Genomic DNA, 20,154 nt, shown 5'->3' on the forward strand with positions numbered 1-20,154 from the left:
TCAAAGGAATCCGTCACCGACACCACAAGAGTGCCGCTATGACGGGGTCATGCATGATTCATGCACTGGCTTTTAGCACACTGTTGAGTTCTCAAGAAACGGACGCGACCACCATCACCCGAAACCCTTTGAAGAAGGTCCCGCACTCCGGGGCGTTTCACCGTTTGTTTTTCTTTTGTCTTGCTGGTCTTAATTCTTCCCGACCGGCTCTTCCGTGTCAAATCCGCCCCACCGGGACTTATTTGACCCGAAACCCGCCGACCGACAGGAATTCGACCACCCCGTTTCCGGGGCAACCCCTCTAACTTACCCGATTCCTGAAAGTCCGTCGAATCGTGACGAGACATCCCGAGATCGGGTCCGATGTAAGGGAGTTACTGAGAGCCTAACAGCCGATCCCCCGAGGGGGGTTCAGGCTCGCCGGTCCTCAGCGCGTGCAGAAAGACTAGCACCCGTCGAGAGGTGGTGCGCACAACTTGGGCAACTTTAGGGTCCTGCCCTGTCTCCGCGCCCTTCAAACCTCAGCCGCCACAAAGCCAGGAGAGCGTGTGCGCCCTCGCGGCAGACGAGGGCGCACAGGACGACGGCCTAAGCCGGCAGGGCGGCGAGCTGGGCCTCGAGGCGCGAGATGTCCTCGGCGGCCTGCTCGGCCCGCCGGCGCACCTTCGCCACGACATCCTCTGGCGCCTTGGCCATGAACTGCTCGTTGCCGAGCTTCGCTGTGACCTGCGCCTGCTCCTTGCGTGCCACGGCCAGGTCCTTCTCCAGCCGCTTCCGCTCGGCGACGACGTCGATGGCTCCGGCCGTGTCGATCTCCACGAGCACCGTGCCGACGGTGAGCCGGGCTGTCGGGTTGAAGGTGTCCGCAGGTTCGTCCAGACGCAGCAGGACGCGGATCGCACCCTCATGGGCGGCGAGAGCCGTACCGGACAGGGACAGTCGCGCGGCCACCCGCTGGCCGGGCTTCAGGCCCTGGTCCGAGCGGAACCTGCGCACCTCCGTCACGAGGTTCTGCAGTGAGGAGATCTCCTGCTCGGCCGTGGGATCGAGCAGCCCGGGCGAGGCGGAGGGCCAGGGAGCGACCACGATCGACTCCCCGCCGGTCAAAGCCCGCCACAGCTCCTCCGTCACGAACGGCACGAGCGGGTGGAGCAGCCGGAGCAGCGCGTCGAGGACATGCCCCAGCACCCGCTTGGTGTTCTCGGCCACCGCGCCGCCCTCGGCGAACTGGACCTTGGCCAGCTCGACGTACCAGTCGAAGACCTCGTCCCAGGCGAAGTGGTAGAGGGCGTCGGAGGCCTTGGCGAACTCGAACTCCTCGAAGGCCGCGTCGACACTCGTGACGACCTCCTGCAGGCGCGACAGGATCCACCGGTCGGCCGCCGTGAGGTCTTCGGGCAGGCCGTCGGAGACGGCGCCGTTCATCAAGGCGAAGCGGGTGGCGTTCCAGATCTTGTTGCAGAAGTTGCGGGATCCGGCCGCCCAGTCCTCGCTGATCGCCACGTCGGAGCCGGGGTTGGCACCACGCAGGAGCGTGAAGCGAGTGGCGTCCGCGCCGTACCGCTCGATCCAGTCGAGCGGGTCGACGACGTTGCCGAACGACTTCGACATCTTCTTGCCGAACTGGTCGCGCACCATGCCGTGCAGCGCCACGGTGCGGAACGGCGGCTGGCCGTCCATCGCGTACAACCCGAACATCATCATCCGGGCGACCCAGAAGAACAGGATGTCGTAACCGGTGACGAGCACGGTCGTCGGATAGAAGCGGGCCAGATCGGGCGTGGCGTCGGGCCAGCCCAGCGTGGAGAACGGCCACAGCCCGGAGGAGAACCACGTGTCGAGGACGTCCTGGTCCTGCTCGTAACCGGCCGGCGGCTCCTCATCGGGCCCCACACAGACCATGTCGCCGTCCGGGCCATACCAGACGGGGATCCGGTGTCCCCACCACAGCTGGCGCGAGATGCACCAGTCGTGCATGTCGTCGACCCAGTCGAAGTAGCGCTTGGCCAGCTCCGGCGGGTGGATGCGGGTGCGGCCGTCACGCACGGCGTCACCGGCGGCCTTGGCCAGCGGTGTGACGTTGACGAACCACTGCAGCGACAGCCGCGGCTCGACCACGGTCTTGCAGCGGGAGCAGTGCCCGACGGAGTGCACGTACGGCCGCTTCTCGGCGACGATGCGGCCCTGCTCACGCAGCGCGGCGACCACGGCGGGCCGCGCCTCGAACCGGTCGAGGCCCTGGAAGGGCCCGTGGGCGGTGATGACGCCGCGCTCGTCCATGATGACGAGCGACTCCAGCGAGTGGCGGCGCCCGATCTCGAAGTCGTTCGGATCGTGCGCGGGGGTGACCTTGACCGCGCCGGTGCCGAAGGAGGGGTCCACGTGCTCGTCCGCGACGATCGGAATGCGCCGCCCGGTGAGCGGCACCTCGACGTACTTGCCGACCAGGTGCGCGTAGCGCTCGTCGGCGGGGTGGACGGCGACCGCGGTGTCGCCCAGCATTGTCTCGGCGCGGGTGGTGGCGACGACGATCTCCTCGTCGCCCGAGCCGTACCGGATCGAGACGAGCTCACCGTCGTCGTCGCTGTGCTCGACCTCGATGTCGGACAGGGCGGTCAGGCAGCGGGGGCACCAGTTGATGATCCGCTCGGCGCGATAGATGAGACCGTCGTCGAACAGCTTCTTGAAGATCGTCTGGACGGCCCGGGAGAGCCCCTCGTCCATCGTGAAGCGCTCACGCGACCAGTCCACGCCGTCGCCGAGCTTCTTCATCTGGCCCAGGATCCGGCCGCCGGACTCTTCTTTCCACTGCCAGACGCGCTCGACGAACGCCTCACGGCCGAAGTCGTGGCGAGACAGGCCCTCCTTGGCGATCTCGCGCTCCACGACGTTCTGGGTGGCGATGCCGGCGTGGTCCATGCCGGGGAGCCACAGCGTCTCCATGCCCCGCATCCGGGCTCGCCGGGTGAGCGCGTCCTGGATCGAGTGGTCGAGGGCGTGGCCCACGTGGAGCGACCCGGTCACGTTCGGCGGGGGAAGCACGATGCTGTACGGCTCGCGCCCGCTGCCCGGGTCTGCGGTGAAGTAGCCCGCCGATACCCAGCGCTCGTAGCTCCGGATCTCGACATCGGCGGGGGCGTACTGGGTGGGCAGCTCAGACGTAGTCACGGTGCCCAATTCTAGGGACGTCCGGACGCCGCCCGAGCCGTCGCCGCACGCCCTGTGGACAACGCGCCGGCGAAGGCCCGCGTCAGGCCGACTTCTCCCTCGGGGTCCGCTGCTGCTTGGCCTGCAGCTGGTCGCGTGGCACCAGGGTCGGATTCACGTGCTCCAGCACGGCCTCGCGGGTGATGACGACGCGGGCCACGTCCTGGCGGGAGGGCACCTCGTACATCACGGACTGGAGGACTTCCTCCATGATGGCGCGCAGCCCGCGGGCGCCGGTGCCGCGCAGGATGGCCTGGTCGGCGATGGCCTCCAGCGCGTCGTCGGAGAACTCCAGCTCGACGTTGTCGAGTTCGAGCAGGCGCCGGTACTGCTTCACGAGCGCGTTGCGCGGCTCGGTGAGGATCTGGATCAGCGCGTCCCTGTCAAGGTTGTGCACCGACGTGATCACCGGGAGCCGGCCGACGAACTCGGGGATCATGCCGAACTTCAGGAGATCTTCCGGCATGACGTCCGAGAAGATGTCGGAGGAGTCCATCTCCTCCTTCGAGTGGATGATCGCGTTGAAGCCGATGCCCTTCCTGCCGACCCTCGACTCGATGATCTTCTCGAGACCGGCGAAGGCGCCACCGCAGATGAACAGCACGTTCGTGGTGTCGATCTGGATGAACTCCTGGTGGGGGTGCTTGCGCCCGCCCTGCGGGGGCACACTCGCCGTGGTCCCCTCAAGGATCTTCAGCAGGGCCTGCTGCACGCCCTCACCCGACACGTCCCGCGTGATCGACGGGTTCTCGCTCTTACGGGCGATCTTGTCGACCTCGTCGATGTAGATGATGCCGGTCTCGGCCTTCTTGACGTCGTAGTCCGCGGCCTGGATCAGCTTGAGGAGGATGTTCTCCACGTCCTCGCCGACGTAGCCGGCCTCGGTCAGCGCGGTCGCGTCCGCGATGGCGAACGGCACGTTGAGCATCTTGGCGAGGGTCTGCGCGAGCAGGGTCTTGCCCGACCCGGTGGGGCCGAGCAGCAGGATGTTGGACTTGGCCAGCTCCAGGCCGTCGTCACGGCCCCGCTCCCCGGACTGGACGCGCTTGTAGTGGTTGTAGACCGCTACCGACAGGGCCTTCTTCGCCTTGTCCTGCCCGATGACGTACGCGTCGAGGAACTCGTAGATCTCGCGCGGCTTGGGAAGGTTGTCCCACTTGAGCTCGGAGGACTCGGACAGCTCCTCCTCGATGATCTCGTTGCAGAGATCGATGCACTCATCGCAGATGTAGACGCCTGGTCCGGCGATGAGCTTCTTGACCTGCTTCTGGCTCTTGCCGCAGAACGAGCACTTCAGCAGGTCTCCCCCGTCGCCGATGCGTGCCACCCCAGATACTCCTTTGCGTGGGACCGCCCCTGCCGCCGCGGTCGCTTCCGTCCGCACCTGCTCACGATCCGGGCTCATGATCCTGGGCCATGAGCCAGCGATCGCGATCCGGTGCGAAAACGTCATCCCGCTCAGGTTTCGACGTTACCGTCTCTCGGGCCCTCAGTGAGCCCCCTAGCGGTGAGTCGCACCGGAACGTGCCCAAATGGGCACCGTTCCGGTGCGGCAACTCCCTCAGGAAGCGGCGACCGCCGCCGCGCGCTTCTTCCGCGACGGGATGATGTCGTCCACCAACCCGTACGCCTTCGCCTCCTCGGCGCTGAGGATCTTGTCACGCTCGATGTCCTTGCGGACCTCGTCGGGCGCCTTGCCCGAGTGCTTCGCCACGATCTCCTCGAGCAGCGACCTCATCCGCAGGATCTCACGAGCCTGGATCTCGATGTCACTGCCCTGGCCGCCGCCCTCGGTGTAGGGCTGGTGGATCAGCACGCGGGCGTTGGGCAGCGCGAACCGCTTGCCCGGCGTGCCGCCGGCCAGCAGGACCGCTGCGGCCGAGGCCGCCTGCCCAAGGCAGACCGTCTGGATCTCGGGCCGGACGAACTGCATGGTGTCGTAGATCGCGGTCATCGCGGTGAACGAGCCGCCCGGCGAGTTGATGTACATGCTGATGTCGCGGTCCGGGTCCAGCGACTCCAGCGTCAGCAGCTGCGCCATCACGTCGTTCGCCGAAGCGTCGTCGATCTGGACGCCGAGGAAGATGATGCGGTCCTCGAACAGCTTGTTGTAGGGGTTCATCTCCTTGACGCCGTACGACGTGCGCTCGACGAAGGAGGGAAGAACGTAGCGGCCGTTGATGTCACCCGGCCGGATCAGCTCACTCATCTGGGAAGCTCCAGTCACGAGACGGCGCCCTCGGAGGGCACCTGGCGGGCGCTGCGCACCACGTGGTCGATGAAGCCGTAGTCCTTGGCCTCCTCGGCCGTGAACCAGCGGTCCCGGTCGGAGTCGCGCTCGATCTGATCGAGCGGCTGGCCGGTGTGGAAAGCGATCCGCTCCGCGAGCGTCTTCTTCACGTAGAGCATCTGCTCGGCCTGGATCGCGATGTCGGCCGCGGTGCCGCCGATGCCGCCCGACGGCTGGTGCATCATGATCCGGGCGTGCGGAAGCGCGTACCGCTTGCCGCGGGCGCCGGCACAGAGCAGGAACTGCCCCATGGAGGCGGCCAGGCCCATGGCGACCGTGCAGACGTCGTTCGGCACGTACTCCATCATGTCGTAAATCGCCATGCCCGCGGTCACCGAGCCACCGGGGGAGTTGATGTACATCCAGATGTCGCGGTCCGGGTCATCGGCGGCGAGGAGCAGGAGCTCAGCGGCCAGCCGGTTGGCCACCTCGTCGTTGACCTGGGTGCCGAGCACCACGATCCGCTCGCGCAGCAGGCGCTGGTAGAGCTGGTCCTCGAGGCGGGAGGGGCCACCCTCCGGGCTCCGGGCCTCGAAGCCGGAACCACCGGTTGGGAAGAAGGTCGGCGGGCTGGTCACAGCGTCACCTTCCGATGCGTCGTAATCGATTGGCTTTGCTTGTGACCTTAACGCGCGACGCAGACAGGTCATGCCCGTGCGCCGTACTGTTCGCTGACGGCGCATGCCCGGCCCGCCACGGGGTCCCTGCGCCGCATCGCCCGTGTTTCCCGCCGTGGCCGCACGGCCGGGGGCACAGGGATCTCAGCCGTACGATTGCTCCCCGACACGCGGTAAGAAACAAATTTGCAGGGATTTGCCCGAACATAACCGGAAACCCCCGGCGCACCCGAGTGCGACGGGGGTTTCACCGTTACCGCGACACCGACCGGCCTCCCGGCCGGTCGGTGGCAGAAGTCAGGCGAGAGCCTGGGAAATCAGCTTTCCTCAGCCTCGTCGGCGGGCTCCCCGGCACCCGCCTCCTCCACGCCCACGGCCTCCTGCTCGGGGTTGAGCTCGGCGTAGATGGCCTTGACGTCCACCTCGTTGCCGGCCGTGTCGGTCACCTTGGCCGCGTCGCCGATGAGGGTCTTGGCCTTCTCGCGCACGATCTCCATCATCGCCAGCGGAAGCTGGTTGTTGTCCGCGAGGTGCTGGGCCAGCGTGTTCGGCGCGACGCCCATCTGCATGGCGCGGCGCACCACGAAGTCGGTCAGCTCCTGCTCGCTGACGCCGATCTCCTCCGCCTTGACGATCTTGTCGAGCACGAAGCCCGACTTCAGCGCCTTGGCCGAGGTCGACTCGTACTCGGCGAACAGCTCCTCCTCGGAGGTCTGCTGGAGGCGGAGGTACGCCTCACGGCTCAGGCCGCTCTCGGCGACCTGGTGCTCGAGGTTGTGCTTGCGCGCGTCGATCTCCGCCTGGAGCGCGCTCTCGGGCAGCGGAATGTCGATCTTGTCGAGCAGCGCGTCGAGCGCCTTCTCGCGGCTCTGCACGACCTGGTCCACCAGCTTGTTGCGGCGAACCTGCTGACGGATGCTGTCCTTGAGCTCGTCAAGCGTGTCGAACTCGCTGGCGAGCTGCGCGAACTCGTCGTCGAGCTCGGGCAGCACCTTCTCCTTGACCGACTTGACGTTGATGATCACGTCGGCCTCCTCGCCGGCGTTCTCACCGCCGACGAGCGTGGTGCGGAAGGTCTTCTCGTCACCGGCGGCCATGCCCTCCAGCGCGTCGTCCAGGCCCTGCAGGACCGAGCCCGCACCGACCTCGTACGACACGTCGGCGGCCTGCTGCTCGTCTAGGTTGCGGCCGTCGATCTCGGCACGCAGGTCCATCACGACGTAGTCGCCGGTCTGGGCCGGCCGCTCGACGCCGGTCAGCGTCGCGAAGCGCTGGCGCAGGGCCTCGAGCTGGGTGGTGATGTCCTCGTCGGTCACCTCGGCGGGGTCGACCACGACCTCGGCGCCCTGGTAGTCCGGAATGTCGAAGGCGGGACGGATGTCCACCTCGGCGGTGAACTCGACCTGCTCGCCGTCCTCGATCTTGGTGACCTCGATCTCCGGCTGGCTGACCGGAAAGACCTCGGTCTCGTCAACGGCCTGGCCGTACAGCTTGGGCAGGGCGTCGTTCAGGGTCTCCTCGAGAACCACCGCGCGGCCGAAGCGCTGCTCGATGATCCGGGCCGGCACCTTGCCAGGACGGAAGCCGGGCACGCGCACCTGCTGCGCGACCTTCTTGTACGCGGCCTGCAGGCTCGGCTCGAGCTCCTTGAACGGCACCTCGACGGTGAGCTTGACCCGGGTAGGGCTGAGCTCCTCGACAGCGGTCTTCACGGGGTGGTCTCCTTGATCCAGCATCTGGTGATCGCGGGCACGTCGTGCACGGCAACCGCGGCACAGTAACGCGCGCCGCGCCCACGTGAAAGGCACAGGATCACCGTCTCGCCTGCACGCGACCTGTCCGGGCATGCTCGACTGTGGCGGGTGTCCAACGCCAAGGGCAGTCTAGAACAGATGAAGCCCGGTAGCGACTGATCAGAGGTCGGCCATGATCTGCCGCAGCAGGTCCACCGTCTCCGTGGGGGTGGTGCTGACCGCGCAGAGGCGTTCCATGACCTCGCTGTAGCGATCGACTTCTTCCCGTTTGTCCAGGTAGAGCGCGCTGGCGAGCTGCTCGACGTACACGATGTCGGGCAGGTCGGGATCGGAAAACCGCAGGATGCTGAAAGCACCGCCCTCGGCGGCGTGTCCGCCATAGCTGAACGGGATGACCTGGATGGTCACGTTGGGCTGGTTCATCAGGTCGATGAGGTGCTGGATCTGACCCCGCATCACCTCGACGCCGCCGATCGGGCGGCGCAGCGCGGCCTCGTCGATCACCGCCCAGAACTTCGGGCTGTTCTCGCCGTCGAGGATGCGCTGGCGTTCCAGCCGCAGGTCCACCCGCCTGGCGATCTCCTCCGGCGCCGCGCCGACCGCGCCGGCCATGATGACCGCCCGCGCGTACTCCTTTGTCTGCAGCAGGCCGGGAACGAACTGCACCTCGTAGGTGCGGATGCGCTCGGCGGCCTCCTCCAGGCCGACGTAGGCCTGGAACCACGAAGGCAGCAGGTCGTTGAACCGGTGCCACCAGCCGGGCTCGTTGGCCTGATCGACCAGGTTCATCACGACATCGCGCGTCTCCTCGTCCTCCACTCCGTAGAGGGCGAGAAGGTCGGCCACGTCGCGTTCCTTGAATCCGACCCGGCCCAGCTCCATCCGGCTGATCTTCGATTCGGACGCCCGGATGCACTGGCCGGCCTGGTCACGGCTGATGCCCTTGCTCTCACGGAGCTTGCGGAGCTGGGAACCGAGAAGGATGCGCAGAGCCGTCGGACCCGATCCAGCCTGGATCTGTATCACGGCGCCTCCCTCTCACCTCGGCCTTGTGTGCCGCCAAGGGACGACCCGCACGACACCCCCAGCCCACACAGTGTCACCACTTCGGGCTCCGATGACAAGGTCTGATCTACGTGTCCCTGACGGTTAGCACTACCGCATTGTGCGTATGCACGTGACAATTGCACGTGCATTTGGGTCTTGCAGCGGCAGGAGGCGCTGATCCATCATGTCTAGGTGCATATTGGGCCAAATGTGCACCAGTCCTCGATTCAGGCCAGCGGGAGGTACGGGCAACCATGTCGGACGAGCCCAAACCCGGCGGCCAGCTGACCCGTGACGTGGGATTCGGCTGGTTCCGGAGGGCGGCAGGGGCGTCCGATACGACGATGTGCCCCCTGGCCCCGCAGGCCGACTCCGTCAAGACCGCACGTGACGTCACGCGGACGACCCTGCAACAGTGGGGTCTGTCGGAACTGAGTGACGACGCGGCACTGGTCGTGAGCGAACTGGTGACGAACGCGGTTCGTTACGCGCTGTATCCGGCGAACCGCTCCGGCGACCGGCCGATAACACTGACGCTCCTGCGCATCGCCCCGCACGTGCTGCTCGCCGTCTCGGATCCGAGCGACCAGGCGCCCTCGCCCGTGCAGCCCGACTTCGTCTCCGAGCACGGACGCGGCCTCTACATCGTCGAGACCTACAGTCAGGCGTGGGGCTGGGACGCGCTGGACGAGGGCGGCAAGGCGGTCTGGGCCCTCTTCCGCACCGGCGACTGACCGTTTCTCAGCGTCCGGCCGTTCCCCGTCACCTCGTCCCAGGTTTGCGAGATCCGGGTCAGAGACAGGGCATCCGAGGAGGCTCGCCCGCCGCTCCGGAGGTCGGCCCCTTTCACTCCGCCGTTCTCCTCGGTCGCGATGACCTGCCCGTCGGGGGGTCCGTGCCTTCCATTCCCGGGAGGACGACGCCACCTGGGCCTTCGTCATCAGGAGCGGACGACGAGAATCGAACCCGCATAGCCGGTTCGGAAGAGTTCGGATCGCCACGGCTCAGCTGCTCCAGCGCTGGTCAGGGGCGATTTCCGGGTGTCCGCTCATACCTGCGACTGCTCCTGATTCCCCGCTATGACTGGCACGCTCGTGGCACGGTATGGATCATGCAGGAGACTCGTTCGTACCTGATCAGGCCGGAGGGCGGGCCGGAATGGATCCCCATACACGCCCGAGATCTTGCGCGCGTCCTTACCCCTGACGGGTGGGAGGCTTCCCTCGTGGACGGCTGGGGCGATCACCGGATTCGGGTGCGGGATGTCGACGTCTCCTTCTCGGCCGAGGATGTCGGCTGGCAGGTGTCCATCGAAGGGGATCTCCCTGCAAACGTCGCCGATGACCTTGTGGACGTCGTAACGCGGCAGATAACGGCACACGCCGGCCTGTCAGCCGTTTGGGTGCTGCTCAGCGAGTAGGCGCGCGGCCGCGAGGCGGCGCGGAGCGCCGCCCTTGACTGGAGGCCGGTGTGGTCCGGGTCGTGGGAGCGCTGGCCGAACTTGACGGCGGGAAGCTGCTTGATGACACACCCAAGTCGCCCGCCGGTCGTCGGGGTGTCGCCATCCCTCCGGAACTCCTTCCCCAGCTTCGGGAGCATGTCGAGCGCTACTCGGACAAGGCGGCGGACGCTGGGTCTTCATTGGCCCCAAGGGCGCTCGTCTCCGGCGCTCCAGCTTCCGCGGGACCTGGAGCAAGGTCCGTACGGCGGTCGGTCTCCCCGATCTCCACTTTCACGACCTGCGGCACGTCGGGAACACACTGGCGGCTGCCGACGGTGCCAGCCTCAAGGAGCAGATGGCGCGCATGGGTCACTCGTCCACTCGGGCGGCCCTGATCTACCTGCACGCCACGCAGGGCCGTGATCAGGCGATCGCCAAAGCGCTCGGGCAGACGCTCAAGACGGCGGCCGGAACGAAAATCGAAAACTGAAGTGGCACGTATGTGGCACGGAAGATCGGAAACAGTGCCGTTAGATCACAAAGGCCAGGCTCCCCGTGCGGGGTGACCTGGCCTTTTATACTGAGAGCGGACGACGGGAATCGAACCCGCGTAGCCAGTTTGGAAGACTGGGGCTCTACCATTGAGCTACGTCCGCGCGCGCCCGGTGTCCATCTGGTCTAGACTTCATCCGGTCGTCAGGGCGTAAGCGTACCGGAGTCTCGGACCGCTCGCGTACCCGACGAGACGGGGCGTGGCGCAGCTTGGTAGCGCGCTTGCTTTGGGAGCAAGAAGTCGCAGGTTCAAATCCTGTCGCCCCGACCAGCTCTCGCGTACTACATAGACCGCTTCCGCTCGCCGGGAGCGGTCGCCCGTGGCCGCGAACGCCGCGGCCTGCTGCTGGACGAGCACGGCCAGGACCTCTGGGGAGGCACCCGGCACGGGCCGCATCCGGATCCAGTCAACGCCCACGACGTCCTCGGCCTTCGGTCGTGTTCTGCCGGGCATGGAGATCACGGTGGGCCGGCTCATACGGGTGTGCGGTCGCTGTGGTGGGCTGGGCACGGGCATGTCTTTACGCGTGACATAGAACACGATCGGCATGGTGCTCTTGAGAAGGGTTCCCGGAGCCGGTTCCTGGCCGACCACGATCCAATCCGTCGGGACCTTCATCTCCTCGCCGTCCACGGTGTGTATCTCCGGGACGAATCCGAGAGCGGTGACCACTCTTCTCGCGGTCTCCGCGTCCTGATGCCAGAGCTCGGGCATCGTGGGCACGTCGAGGGCCGATTCCGTCGGCCGTCCCGACGCGGTGGGCGCGCGGTACGGCGTGGTGGAACCAGGGCCGGGGAGAATCAGCGCGAAGGTGGCGCTGACGGCGGCGCCGAAGGCGGCGACGATCGCAGTGATCAGAGGTATCGCCACAGAGCGCCGCATGGACGATGCGTACCACGATCTTGGCGAGAGTTCGAGCCGGATGGCCCAGGTGACCGCTGATCCTGCGGGCGGGCTGCCCGCGCACCGGCGTCACCGACGTCCGGGGCCCGGCACCTTTCTATAACCTGTTCTCGCTACCCCCGGAACCCTGAGGAGCATCATGGGTGACCTGGTCCTCGTCGACCGGCCCTCCGAGGCCGTCGCGGTCGTGACGCTGAACCGTCCGCGCAAGTACAACGCGATCTCCAAGGCGCTGCTCGAAGAGTTCCATGACACGCTCAAGCGGCTCGCGGAGGAGCCCGGCCTGCGCGCGATGGTCCTCACCGGGGCCGACCCCGCCTTCTGCGCGGGCCTGGACCTCGGCGAACTCGAAGCGGCGGTGAAGATCGGCCACCCCGACTCCATCCTCCCGCTGCGGAACTTCCCGGTGCCCGTCATCGGGGCGGTCAACGGCGTGGCGGTGACCGGTGGCCTGGAGTTCGCTCTCGCCTGCGACTTCAGGATCGCCAGCGAACGGGCGAGGTTCGCCGACACCCACACCCGCGTCGGCATCGTGCCCTCCTGGGGCATGACGGCCCGGCTCAGCCAGGCCGTCGGGCAGGCCTGGGCCCGGCAGATGACGTTCACCGGGGACTTCGTCGACGCTCCCCTGGCACTGCGCATCGGCCTGGTGAACGAGGTCGTCGCGCACGACCGGCTGCTGCCCCGGGCCGTTGAGCTCGCGCAGAGCATCGCGACGACGACGCCGGAGACGCTGAGCAGGATCCGGGAGATCTACGACCTCCTGCGCGACGGCACCGGCGCCGACGGCCTCCGGGCCGAACTGGAGACCGGCCGGGACGGGCTCGCCATCACCAGCCCCGAGGATTTCGCCGCCCGCAGACGCGCCGTGTTCGACCGGGGCCGGACGCAGACCCGCTGAAAGTCACTCCTCCTCCACGTACGGATGGGTGAGGAACTCGATGGCGTGACCGTCGGGGTCGTCCACGTACACCCCGCGGCCGTGGTGGCGGTGGTTGATCTGCTGCGGCTCCTGGTGGTGGGGGCCGCCCCAGTAGGGCAGGCCCCGCTCGGCGATGCGGGCGCAGATGTCGTCGAACTCGTCCTCAGAGACTAGGAACGCCAGGTGCTGCATGACGATCCGGTCCCGGTCGACGATCGAGTCGGCGTAGTCGATCGTCACGCCGTTGCCGACCCGGACCGTGGCGAACGGCCCGAACGCGCCGGGCTCGGGCTCGCCGAGCAGCCCGGTCAGGAACCGGGCGGACTCGAAGCGGTCGCTGCTGTGCACGATCGTGTGATCCAGTCGAGCGGTCACGTCGCCCTCCAGGTTTCCTACGGTCTTCATCGACGCAATACCGTGGACAGGTGATCGACAAGCACATCTCCCGCGTGCTCGGGCTGCTCGGGCAGGACGACACGCTCCGGGTCCTCGCCGGTCTGGTCCTGCGTCCCGGTGAGCCGCTCGACAAGGTCACCGGGCTCGACCCGGAAGTGGTGTCCAAGGCCCTGGACCGGCTGGAGCGGGGCGGCCTCGCCGCACGGGACGGGGACGGCTGGCGGGCGCGGCCCGAGACCTTCCGCGACCTGCTGCGCACGATCCCCTCCACGCCGGCGGACCCGATGGACGCGTTCCTGGTCGGCGGGCGGCTCGTCTCCATCCCCGTGAAGAGGGCCAAGCGGCTGATGGTGCTCGACTACATCGCGCAGGTGTTCGAGGTGGGCGTGCGCTACTCGGAGAAGGAGGTCGACGTGGCGCTGCGGGCGTTCCACGACGACTACGCCGCGCTGCGCCGTTATCTGGTGGACGAGGGGTTCCTCACCCGGGAGGCCAACGTCTATTGGCGCTCGGGCGGAACCACCTGACGCAGCCGCCTGACCGGGTCCGGCCACATCGGCGAACGCCCTTTCCCGATGAGCCCCCGGCGCGGACACTGGGAGTTATGGGCGAGCCGACCAGGGTCCTTCTCGACGAGTCCCGGATTCCCCGGAACTGGTACAACGTCGTCCCCGATCTGCCCACGCCTCCCCCGCCGGTGCTCCACCCGGCGACGCTGCAGCCGGTCGGACCCGACGACCTCGCCCCGCTCTTCCCGGCGGCGCTGATCGAGCAGGAGGTGTCGGGTGAGCGGTTCGTCCCGATCCCTGACGGCGTCCTCGACGTCTACCGCCTCTGGCGGCCCACGCCCCTCATCCGCGCCCGGCGGCTTGAGCGCGTCCTCGGCACGCCCGCGCGGATCTACTACAAGTACGAGGGCGGCAGCCCGTCGGGCTCGCACAAGCCCAACACGGCGGTCCCCCAGGCGTACTACAACGCGCGGGAGGGCGTGCGGAGGCTGACCACCGAGACCGGCGCGGGCCAGTGGGGCTCCGCCCTGGCGTTCGCCTGCGCACAATACGGCCTGGCCTGCGAGGTCTGGATGGTCAGGGCGTCGTACGAGCAGAAGCCCTACCGCCGCACGCTGATGAAGATCTACGGCGCGACCCTGCACGCCAGCCCGTCGGCCGTGACCACGGCGGGCAGCAGGATCCTGGCGGAGGACCCCCACTGCACGGGGTCGCTGGGCATCGCGATCAGCGAGGCGGTCGAGGTCGCCGGGCAGCACGACGACACGCGATACGCCCTCGGCTCGGTGCTCAACCACGTTCTGCTGCACCAGACCGTGATCGGCGAGGAGGCGCTGGAGCAGTTGGCCGTCCTCGGCGAGACCCCGGACGTGGTGATCGGCTGCACCGGCGGCGGCTCCAACTTCGCCGGGCTGGCCTTCCCGTTCCTGCGCGAGAAGCTGGCGGGGCGCATGAACCCCGTGCTGCGGAGCGTCGAGCCCGCCGCCTGCCCGTCCCTGACCCGGGGCACCTACGCGTACGACTTCGGCGACACGGCGGGGTTCACGCCGCTGATGAAGATGCACACGCTGGGGCACACGTTCGTGCCCGACCCGATCCACGCCGGCGGGCTGCGCTACCACGGCATGTCGCCGCTGCTCTCGCACATCTACGCGCTGGGCCTGGTGGAGGCCGTGGCCGTCACGCAGACCGAGTGCTTCGACGCGGGAATCCGCTTCGCCAGGGCCGAGGGGATCGTGCCGGCTCCCGAACCCTCCCACGCGGTGGCCGCGACGATCGCGGAGGCGTTGCGGTGCGCCGAGTCGGGCGAGGAGAAGGTCATCGTGATGTCCCTGTGCGGGCACGGCCACTTCGACCTGCCGGCCTACGAGAGCCGTCTCGCCGGACGCCTTGAGGATTTCACGCTTCCGCAGGAGCGGATCGACGCGGCCCTCGCGCACCTGCCCGCCGTCTGATGTGACGCATGCCCGCCGATATCCGTTTCGTCCCTTGACCGGCGGGTACGGCTGCGCCATCGCGCCGTCATACCGACCGGAGCACTCATGTCAAACGGCTGAAATGCGCGGTATCAGCTCCATACGATTCTGGAACACCATCCGCTCTCTCCGGAGAAATCGTTGAACCGGAACTGCGTCATCAAGGACCCCGCCCCGGGCAACCGGGCGCAGTGGCGCCGCAGCAGCGCCGCGTCCGCGCACGAGCGGCTGGCTTTCCTGAACGAGGCGAGCCGGCGGATCGGCAGCACGCTCGACTTATCCGAGACGAGCCGGGAGCTCGTCGACGTGGCGGTCCCCCGCTTCGCCGACGCGGCGGCCGTGATGGTGCAGGACCGCCTCATGGCGGACGGCGAGTTGTCGTCCAGGCCGGTGGACGGGACCACCCTCGTACGCCGGGTCGCCTTGGGCGTGGCCGGTGCCGATCCGGACGCCTGGATGACGGCCTTTCCCGTCGGCGAGGCGACGGTCTACCCGGCGATCCTTCCGCAGGCCCAGTGCATGGCCGGCGGCAAACCGCTGATGTACCCGGCCCTCGACAAGGAGAGCGCCCGGCTGATCGGCGCCAGCCTGGACCGGGAGGAGGCGGTCGCCTCGCTCCTGACCGACTCCTCGTTCCTCGCGGTGCCCCTGCGAGCGCGGGGAAGGGTCCTCGGGTGCCTGATCTTCATCAGACACCCGGGCAGCCTGCCGTTCGAGGAGCAGGACGTGGTGGTGGCCGAGGACCTGGCCGCCCGCACCGCCGTGTGCATCGACAACGCGCGGCTGTACACCAGGGAGCGCAGGACCGCGCTGACCCTGCAGAGCAGCCTGTTGCCCGTCGAACTGCCGCAGGCGCTCGGCATGGACATCGCCTCGCGCTACCTGCCCGCCAGCGACCTGATGGGCGTCGGGGGCGACTGGTACGACGTGATCGCCCTGCCCGGGTGCCGTACGGCCCTGGTGGTGGGCGACGTCATGGGCCACGGGACCAGGGCCGCCGCGACCATGGGCCAGCTCCGCACGGCCGCGCGGACGCTCGCGAGCCTCGACCTGCCGCCCGACGAGGTGCTGTTCCGGCTCAACCTGATGAGTCAGGACCTCGACCCGAGCCAGATCGCCACGTGCATCTACGCCGTCTACGACCCGGTGACGCGCAACTGCGCGCTCGCCCGTGCCGGGCACGTGCCGCCGATCCTGCTGCACCCCGACCGGTCGACCGAGATCATCGAGCTGCCCTCGGGCCTGCCTCTCGGCATCGGCAGCGACCCGCTGGAGTCGCGCGAGCTGATCCTGCCGGCCGGAAGCGTGCTCGCCCTCTACACCGACGGCCTCGTGGAGAGCCGGGAGCGGGACCTGGACGCCGGGATCATGGGGCTGCGCCGCCTGCTCGCCGGTCCGATCGAGGACCTGGAGGACATGTGCGATGTGATCATCAGCAGCCAGCGGTCGGGCCACGAGCGTGACGACATCGCCCTGATGGTGGCCCGGGTGCGCGATCTCGACCCGGACGAGGTGGCGACCTGCCCGTTGCCGTCCGACCCGCGGTTCGTCTCGCACGCCCGCCGCTTCGTCCGCAGCACCCTGCAAAGGTGGGGGCTGAGCGGTTTGGTGGACAGCACCCAGCTCATCGTGAGCGAACTGGTCACCAACGCGCTCAAACACGGCTGGCCGCCGATCGAGCTGCGCATGCTGCGCGGCCGCACGCTGGTGGTCGAGGTCGTCGACGGCTCCCCCGCCGCTCCCGCCCCGCGCACGGCCACCCCCGACGAGGACACCGGCCGCGGTCTCCAACTGATCAAGCGGTTCGCCTACCGCTGGGGCACCCGGCCCACCCCGTACGGAAAGATCGTCTGGGTCGAGCAGCATCTCCCTTGACTCGGACGTTCCCTCCCCTGCGAGCGTGTATGACTGATCGTCGAGAAGAGTTACGGTCGAATGGGGAGTTCGTGGCGAGGAGGGGACATGATCGACATCCGTGACGCGTACCGCAGGGCGCTGGACGGTTTCGGAGACCGCCTCCATCTCGTCCGCCGCGGACAGTGGGAGCTGCCGACTCCTTGTGTCGACTGGGACGTCCGGGGGCTCGTCAACCACGTCGTGGCCGAGAACCTGTGGGCCCCCGAGCTGCTGTCCGGCCGTACGGTCGCCGAGGTGGGGGACGCCTTCGAGGGCGACGTGCTCGGCGACGACCCGCTCAAGGCGTTCGAGGCCTCCGCGCAGGGCGCCGTCCAGGCGGTGTACGCCGAGGGCGCCCTGACCAGCGTGGCCCATCTGTCCTTCGGCGACGTGCCGGGCGAGGAGTACATCACCGAGCTGTTCGCGGACGTGCTGATCCACACCTGGGACCTGGCACGTGCCATCGGCGGGCCGGAACGGCTCGACCCCGAACTCGTCGCCTCCTGCTCGGAATGGTTCGAGAAGGCGCGGGAGGACTACCGCGAGGCGGGGGTGATCGGGGACGAGCGAGGCGTTCCGGCCGGCGCCGACCAGCAGACTCATCTGCTTGCCGCCTGGGGCAGGAACCCGTAGGTCCTGTCGCAGGGCCAGGGCTACCGCACGGTCCTATCGCAGCGCCTACCGCACGGTCCTATGGCAGGGCTACCGCACGGGTCCTATGGCAGGGCTACCGCCCTGTGGGCCGCCTGCCGTGGTTGGCCTTCTTCTTCTTGCGTGCCTTGGACTTGCGTGCGCGCCTGCCCATCACGACCGCCTTCCGTCGAGTACGGCTTTCGCTCACTGTCCTCCCCCGGACCGCCGGCGGCAAGTACCCGGACCCCAACTCAACATGTCTCCACGTGCGTGAGGCATAATTTGTTTGAATCTGTTGACAGGAGTGGTGGATGCTGGCCCAGCAACGGCAGCAGGCGATCCTGGAGAGGGTACGCAGAACCGGCGGGGTGCGCGTCGCGCAGCTCGTGCGCGACCTCGGGGTCTCGGACATGACGATCCGCCGCGACCTGGAGGTCCTCGCGGAACGCGGCCTGATCGTCAAAGTGCACGGCGGGGCGACCGCCACCGGCACCGGCTCGACGGAGGAGCCGGGCTTCGCGGCCAAGTCGGTGCGACAGCAGGCCGAGAAGGAGGCCATCGCCCGCCGGGCCGCCATGCTCGTACGGCCGGGCAGCTCCGTCGCCCTTTCGGCCGGGACCACGACCTGGACACTGGCCCACCACCTGGTGGACGTGCCCGAACTGACCGTGATCACCAACTCCGTCCAGGTGGCCGACGTCTTCCATCGGGCGGGACGGCCCGACCAGACCGTGGTGCTGGTGGGAGGCGTCCGCACGCCCTCCGACGCGCTGGTCGGCCCGGTGGCCGTGGCGGCCGTCCGCTCCCTGAACGTCGACACGCTCATGCTCGGCGTGCACGGCATGAGCGTCCGGGCCGGTTACACCACGCCGAACCTGCTGGAGGCGGAGACCGACCGCGCCCTCATCGCGGCCGCCCAGCAGCTCGTGGTCCTGGCCGACCACACCAAGTGGGGGACGATCGGCATCAGCACGATCGCCGCCCTCGGCGAGGCCGGCGTGGTCGTGAGCGACGTCGGCCTGCCGGAGGAGGCGCGCGCCGCGCTGTCGGAGCACGCAGGCGAGCTCCTCCTCGCCGATCCGTCCGGGGAGACCGAGCTGGAGACCGCACTGTGACGCCGGACCTCTGCAGGAAGCCCGCTGTGCCCCCGGACATCTGGAAGCCCGCTGTGACCCGGGACACCGCACCGTGAAGCTGGAGAACCGCTCTGTGAAGCGCACCATCACCCATCTCGCCGACGGCCGTGAGCTGATCTATTTCGACCGGCGCGACGACGCCGACCACAGCGCCACCGACACCAGGGACCTGCCGCCGCGTCCGCTCGCCTCCGAGTTGCGCTACGACCCCCTGATGGACGAGTGGGTGGCCGTGGCCCGGCACCGCCAGACGCGCACCCACCTGCCGTCCGCCGATGAGTGCCCGCTCTGCCCGGGTCATCCCGGCTCGGAGGTCCCCTCGCCGTACGAGGTGGCGGTGTTCGAGAACCGATTCCCGTCGTTCAGCTTCAACACCGGTGCGTACGAGCAGGTGGGCGGGCTGAGCGAGGTGCGGCCGGGGATCGGGCGCTGTGAGGTCGTCTGCTTCACCTCCGACCACGACGCGTCGTTCAGTTCACTGAGCGACGAGCAGGCCGAGCTGGTCGTCGAGGCGTGGGCCGACCGTACGGCCGAGCTGTCCTCGCTGCCCGGCGTGGAGCAGGTCTTCTGCTTCGAGAACCGCGGCGCCGAGATCGGCATCACGCTGCCGCACCCCCACGGCCAGATCTACGCCTATCCGTACGTCACGCCGCGTACGCGGCAGATGCTGGACGCTGCCGCCCGCCATCAGGGCGGCAACCTGTTCGCGGACGTCCTGGCCGCGGAGCGGAGGGGCCCCCGGGTGGTGGCCGCCAACGAGCACTGGACGGCCTTCGTCCCGGCCGCCGCGCGCTACCCGTTCGAGGTGCACGTCTACCCGCACCGTCAGGTGCCCGACATCCCCGCGCTGTCGCCCGAGGAGCGGGCCGCCTTCGCGCCGCTCTACATCGAGGTGCTGCGCCGCCTGGACGGACTGTTCGGCGTCGTCATGCCGTACGTCGCGGCCTGGCACCAGGCCCCGGTCGCCTACCGGCGCGACCTCGCCTACCTCCACCTGCAGCTCTTCACGATCCGGCGCGCGCCGAACAAGCTGAAGTACCTGGCCGGATCGGAGTCGGCCATGGGCGCGTTCGTCAACGACGTGCTGCCTGAGGAGGCCGCCCGGATGCTTCGCGAAGCGATAACGGCTTGATCTCCGGTTGGTTGCGACTTTGGTGGCAGCCACGGTTTCTTTACCACTAGTATCCCTGACACCGGCCGTCACAACCGGTACGCCTAATCCCGGGCGCCCCGCCCGGGAGCCGGGGACCCAATCACGCACCTGGGGTCAAGGCAGTTGCCTGCCCGGGCTCCTCCAGCCCGAACCCGTCAGCTAACCCGGTCGGCAGATGGAGAGGAGTGGGCTCTGCCCCGCGCGTTCCCCCTGGCTGTCGGC

Annotated in this window: 17 protein-coding genes, 2 tRNA genes, 1 pseudogene and 1 riboswitch; of the genes and pseudogenes, 11 read left to right on the forward strand and 9 right to left on the reverse strand. The window is 68.3% G+C overall.

Annotated features, from left to right (window positions below; genetic code table 11):
• Window positions 1-588 precede the first annotated feature (588 nt).
• The 6 genes from FH610_RS22170 to FH610_RS22195 form a co-directional block, all read right to left on the reverse strand.
• Window positions 589-3,177 (reverse strand): valine--tRNA ligase, encoded by a 2,589-nt coding sequence (locus FH610_RS22170; RefSeq protein ID WP_139576456.1) that lies wholly within the window; start codon window positions 3,175-3,177, stop codon window positions 589-591.
• A gap of 73 nt (window positions 3,178-3,250) precedes the next feature.
• Window positions 3,251-4,534, reverse strand: coding sequence for an ATP-dependent Clp protease ATP-binding subunit ClpX (gene clpX / locus FH610_RS22175; RefSeq protein WP_079317756.1), 1,284 nt, complete (start codon window positions 4,532-4,534; stop codon window positions 3,251-3,253).
• Window positions 4,535-4,768: 234 nt separating this feature from the next.
• Window positions 4,769-5,416, reverse strand: coding sequence for an ATP-dependent Clp protease proteolytic subunit (locus FH610_RS22180; RefSeq protein WP_139576457.1), 648 nt, complete (start codon window positions 5,414-5,416; stop codon window positions 4,769-4,771).
• 14 nt (window positions 5,417-5,430) lie between these two features.
• Window positions 5,431-6,075, reverse strand: a complete 645-nt coding sequence (locus tag FH610_RS22185) for a ClpP family protease (RefSeq protein ID WP_030509565.1) — start codon at window positions 6,073-6,075, stop codon at window positions 5,431-5,433.
• A gap of 356 nt (window positions 6,076-6,431) precedes the next feature.
• On the reverse strand, window positions 6,432-7,826 hold the full coding sequence (tig, locus tag FH610_RS22190) for a trigger factor (protein ID WP_139576458.1): 1,395 nt from the start codon (window positions 7,824-7,826) through the stop codon (window positions 6,432-6,434).
• A gap of 201 nt (window positions 7,827-8,027) precedes the next feature.
• Window positions 8,028-8,894 (reverse strand): helix-turn-helix domain-containing protein, encoded by an 867-nt coding sequence (locus tag FH610_RS22195; protein WP_139576459.1) that lies wholly within the window; start codon window positions 8,892-8,894, stop codon window positions 8,028-8,030.
• Between the two features lie 275 nt (window positions 8,895-9,169).
• Here FH610_RS22195 and FH610_RS22200 point away from each other — a divergent pair, with 275 nt between their 5' ends.
• The 3 genes and pseudogenes from FH610_RS22200 to FH610_RS45270 all read left to right on the forward strand — a co-directional run.
• Entirely contained in the window at window positions 9,170-9,649 is a 480-nt protein-coding gene (locus FH610_RS22200) for an ATP-binding protein (RefSeq protein ID WP_139576460.1), read from the forward strand.
• Window positions 9,650-10,140: 491 nt separating this feature from the next.
• Window positions 10,141-10,335, forward strand: a complete 195-nt coding sequence (locus tag FH610_RS22205) for a hypothetical protein (RefSeq protein ID WP_139576461.1) — start codon at window positions 10,141-10,143, stop codon at window positions 10,333-10,335.
• A gap of 211 nt (window positions 10,336-10,546) precedes the next feature.
• Window positions 10,547-10,846: pseudogene (locus FH610_RS45270) on the forward strand (tyrosine-type recombinase/integrase); the annotation flags it as partial.
• 95 nt (window positions 10,847-10,941) lie between these two features.
• On the opposite strand, the gene FH610_RS22215 reads toward FH610_RS45270, so the two are convergent.
• Window positions 10,942-11,012 (reverse strand) — tRNA-Gly (locus FH610_RS22215).
• Between the two features lie 90 nt (window positions 11,013-11,102).
• On the opposite strand from FH610_RS22215, the gene FH610_RS22220 reads away from it, so the two are divergent.
• A tRNA-Pro gene (locus tag FH610_RS22220) sits at window positions 11,103-11,179 on the forward strand.
• Window positions 11,180-11,951: 772 nt separating this feature from the next.
• On the forward strand, window positions 11,952-12,713 hold the full coding sequence (locus FH610_RS22230; protein WP_139576463.1) for an enoyl-CoA hydratase: 762 nt from the start codon (window positions 11,952-11,954) through the stop codon (window positions 12,711-12,713).
• Between the two features lie 3 nt (window positions 12,714-12,716).
• Here FH610_RS22230 and FH610_RS22235 read toward each other — a convergent pair whose 3' ends face one another.
• Window positions 12,717-13,139: a VOC family protein gene (locus FH610_RS22235; protein ID WP_338104569.1), complete on the reverse strand. Its 423-nt coding sequence runs from the start codon at window positions 13,137-13,139 to the stop codon at window positions 12,717-12,719.
• A 20-nt stretch (window positions 13,140-13,159) separates the two neighbouring features.
• Here FH610_RS22235 and FH610_RS22240 point away from each other — a divergent pair, with 20 nt between their 5' ends.
• The 4 genes from FH610_RS22240 to FH610_RS22255 all read left to right on the forward strand — a co-directional run bounded on the left by FH610_RS22240 (window position 13,160) and on the right by FH610_RS22255 (window position 17,643).
• A complete protein-coding gene (locus tag FH610_RS22240; RefSeq protein WP_139576464.1) occupies window positions 13,160-13,657 on the forward strand; it encodes a DUF2087 domain-containing protein in 498 nt (165 codons plus the stop codon).
• 77 nt (window positions 13,658-13,734) lie between these two features.
• A complete protein-coding gene (locus FH610_RS22245) occupies window positions 13,735-15,093 on the forward strand; it encodes a TrpB-like pyridoxal phosphate-dependent enzyme (RefSeq protein ID WP_139576465.1) in 1,359 nt (452 codons plus the stop codon).
• Window positions 15,094-15,255: 162 nt separating this feature from the next.
• The gene (locus tag FH610_RS22250) at window positions 15,256-16,989 is read left to right on the forward strand and encodes an ATP-binding SpoIIE family protein phosphatase (protein ID WP_139576466.1); all 1,734 of its coding nucleotides are present in this window, start codon (window positions 15,256-15,258) and stop codon (window positions 16,987-16,989) included.
• Between the two features lie 87 nt (window positions 16,990-17,076).
• Window positions 17,077-17,643 (forward strand): TIGR03086 family metal-binding protein, encoded by a 567-nt coding sequence (locus FH610_RS22255; protein WP_139576467.1) that lies wholly within the window; start codon window positions 17,077-17,079, stop codon window positions 17,641-17,643.
• A 94-nt stretch (window positions 17,644-17,737) separates the two neighbouring features.
• Here FH610_RS22255 and FH610_RS45850 read toward each other — a convergent pair whose 3' ends face one another.
• Window positions 17,738-18,055 carry a 50S ribosomal protein bL37 gene (locus tag FH610_RS45850; RefSeq protein WP_476703418.1) on the reverse strand — a complete coding sequence of 106 codons (318 nt, stop codon included), beginning with the start codon at window positions 18,053-18,055 and terminating at the stop codon, window positions 17,738-17,740.
• On the opposite strand from FH610_RS45850, the gene FH610_RS22260 reads away from it, so the two are divergent.
• Both FH610_RS22260 and galT read left to right on the forward strand, forming a co-directional pair.
• Window positions 17,955-18,758, forward strand: a complete 804-nt coding sequence (locus FH610_RS22260; protein ID WP_139576468.1) for a DeoR/GlpR family DNA-binding transcription regulator — start codon at window positions 17,955-17,957, stop codon at window positions 18,756-18,758. The two genes, FH610_RS45850 and FH610_RS22260, sit on opposite strands and share 101 nt — an antisense overlap.
• Window positions 18,759-18,852: 94 nt before the next feature.
• On the forward strand, window positions 18,853-19,911 hold the full coding sequence (galT, locus tag FH610_RS22265) for a galactose-1-phosphate uridylyltransferase (RefSeq protein ID WP_139576469.1): 1,059 nt from the start codon (window positions 18,853-18,855) through the stop codon (window positions 19,909-19,911).
• A 70-nt stretch (window positions 19,912-19,981) separates the two neighbouring features.
• Window positions 19,982-20,120: riboswitch (cyclic di-AMP (ydaO/yuaA leader) on the forward strand.
• The last annotated feature ends 34 nt before the right edge of the window (window positions 20,121-20,154 follow it).

Source organism: Microbispora catharanthi (assembly GCF_006334915.2).
GTDB classification, from domain to species: Bacteria; Actinomycetota; Actinomycetes; order Streptosporangiales; family Streptosporangiaceae; genus Microbispora; species Microbispora catharanthi.

What these genes read in the sequence shown, in the direction of transcription:
- FH610_RS22180 (WP_139576457.1), bottom strand. Translation starts at nt 5,416, where the DNA reads ATGAGTGAGCTGATCCGGCCGGGTGACATCAACGGCCGCTACGTTCTT.
- FH610_RS22200 (WP_139576460.1), top strand. Translation starts at nt 9,170, where the DNA reads ATGTCGGACGAGCCCAAACCCGGCGGCCAGCTGACCCGTGACGTGGGA.
- FH610_RS22230 (WP_139576463.1), top strand. Translation starts at nt 11,952, where the DNA reads ATGGGTGACCTGGTCCTCGTCGACCGGCCCTCCGAGGCCGTCGCGGTC.
- FH610_RS22235 (WP_338104569.1), bottom strand. Translation starts at nt 13,139, where the DNA reads ATGAAGACCGTAGGAAACCTGGAGGGCGACGTGACCGCTCGACTGGAT.
- FH610_RS22245 (WP_139576465.1), top strand. Translation starts at nt 13,735, where the DNA reads ATGGGCGAGCCGACCAGGGTCCTTCTCGACGAGTCCCGGATTCCCCGG.
- FH610_RS22255 (WP_139576467.1), top strand. Translation starts at nt 17,077, where the DNA reads ATGATCGACATCCGTGACGCGTACCGCAGGGCGCTGGACGGTTTCGGA.
- FH610_RS22260 (WP_139576468.1), top strand. Translation starts at nt 17,955, where the DNA reads ATGCTGGCCCAGCAACGGCAGCAGGCGATCCTGGAGAGGGTACGCAGA.
- FH610_RS45850 (WP_476703418.1), bottom strand. Translation starts at nt 18,055, where the DNA reads ATGTCCGAGACCCCGAGGTCGCGCACGAGCTGCGCGACGCGCACCCCG.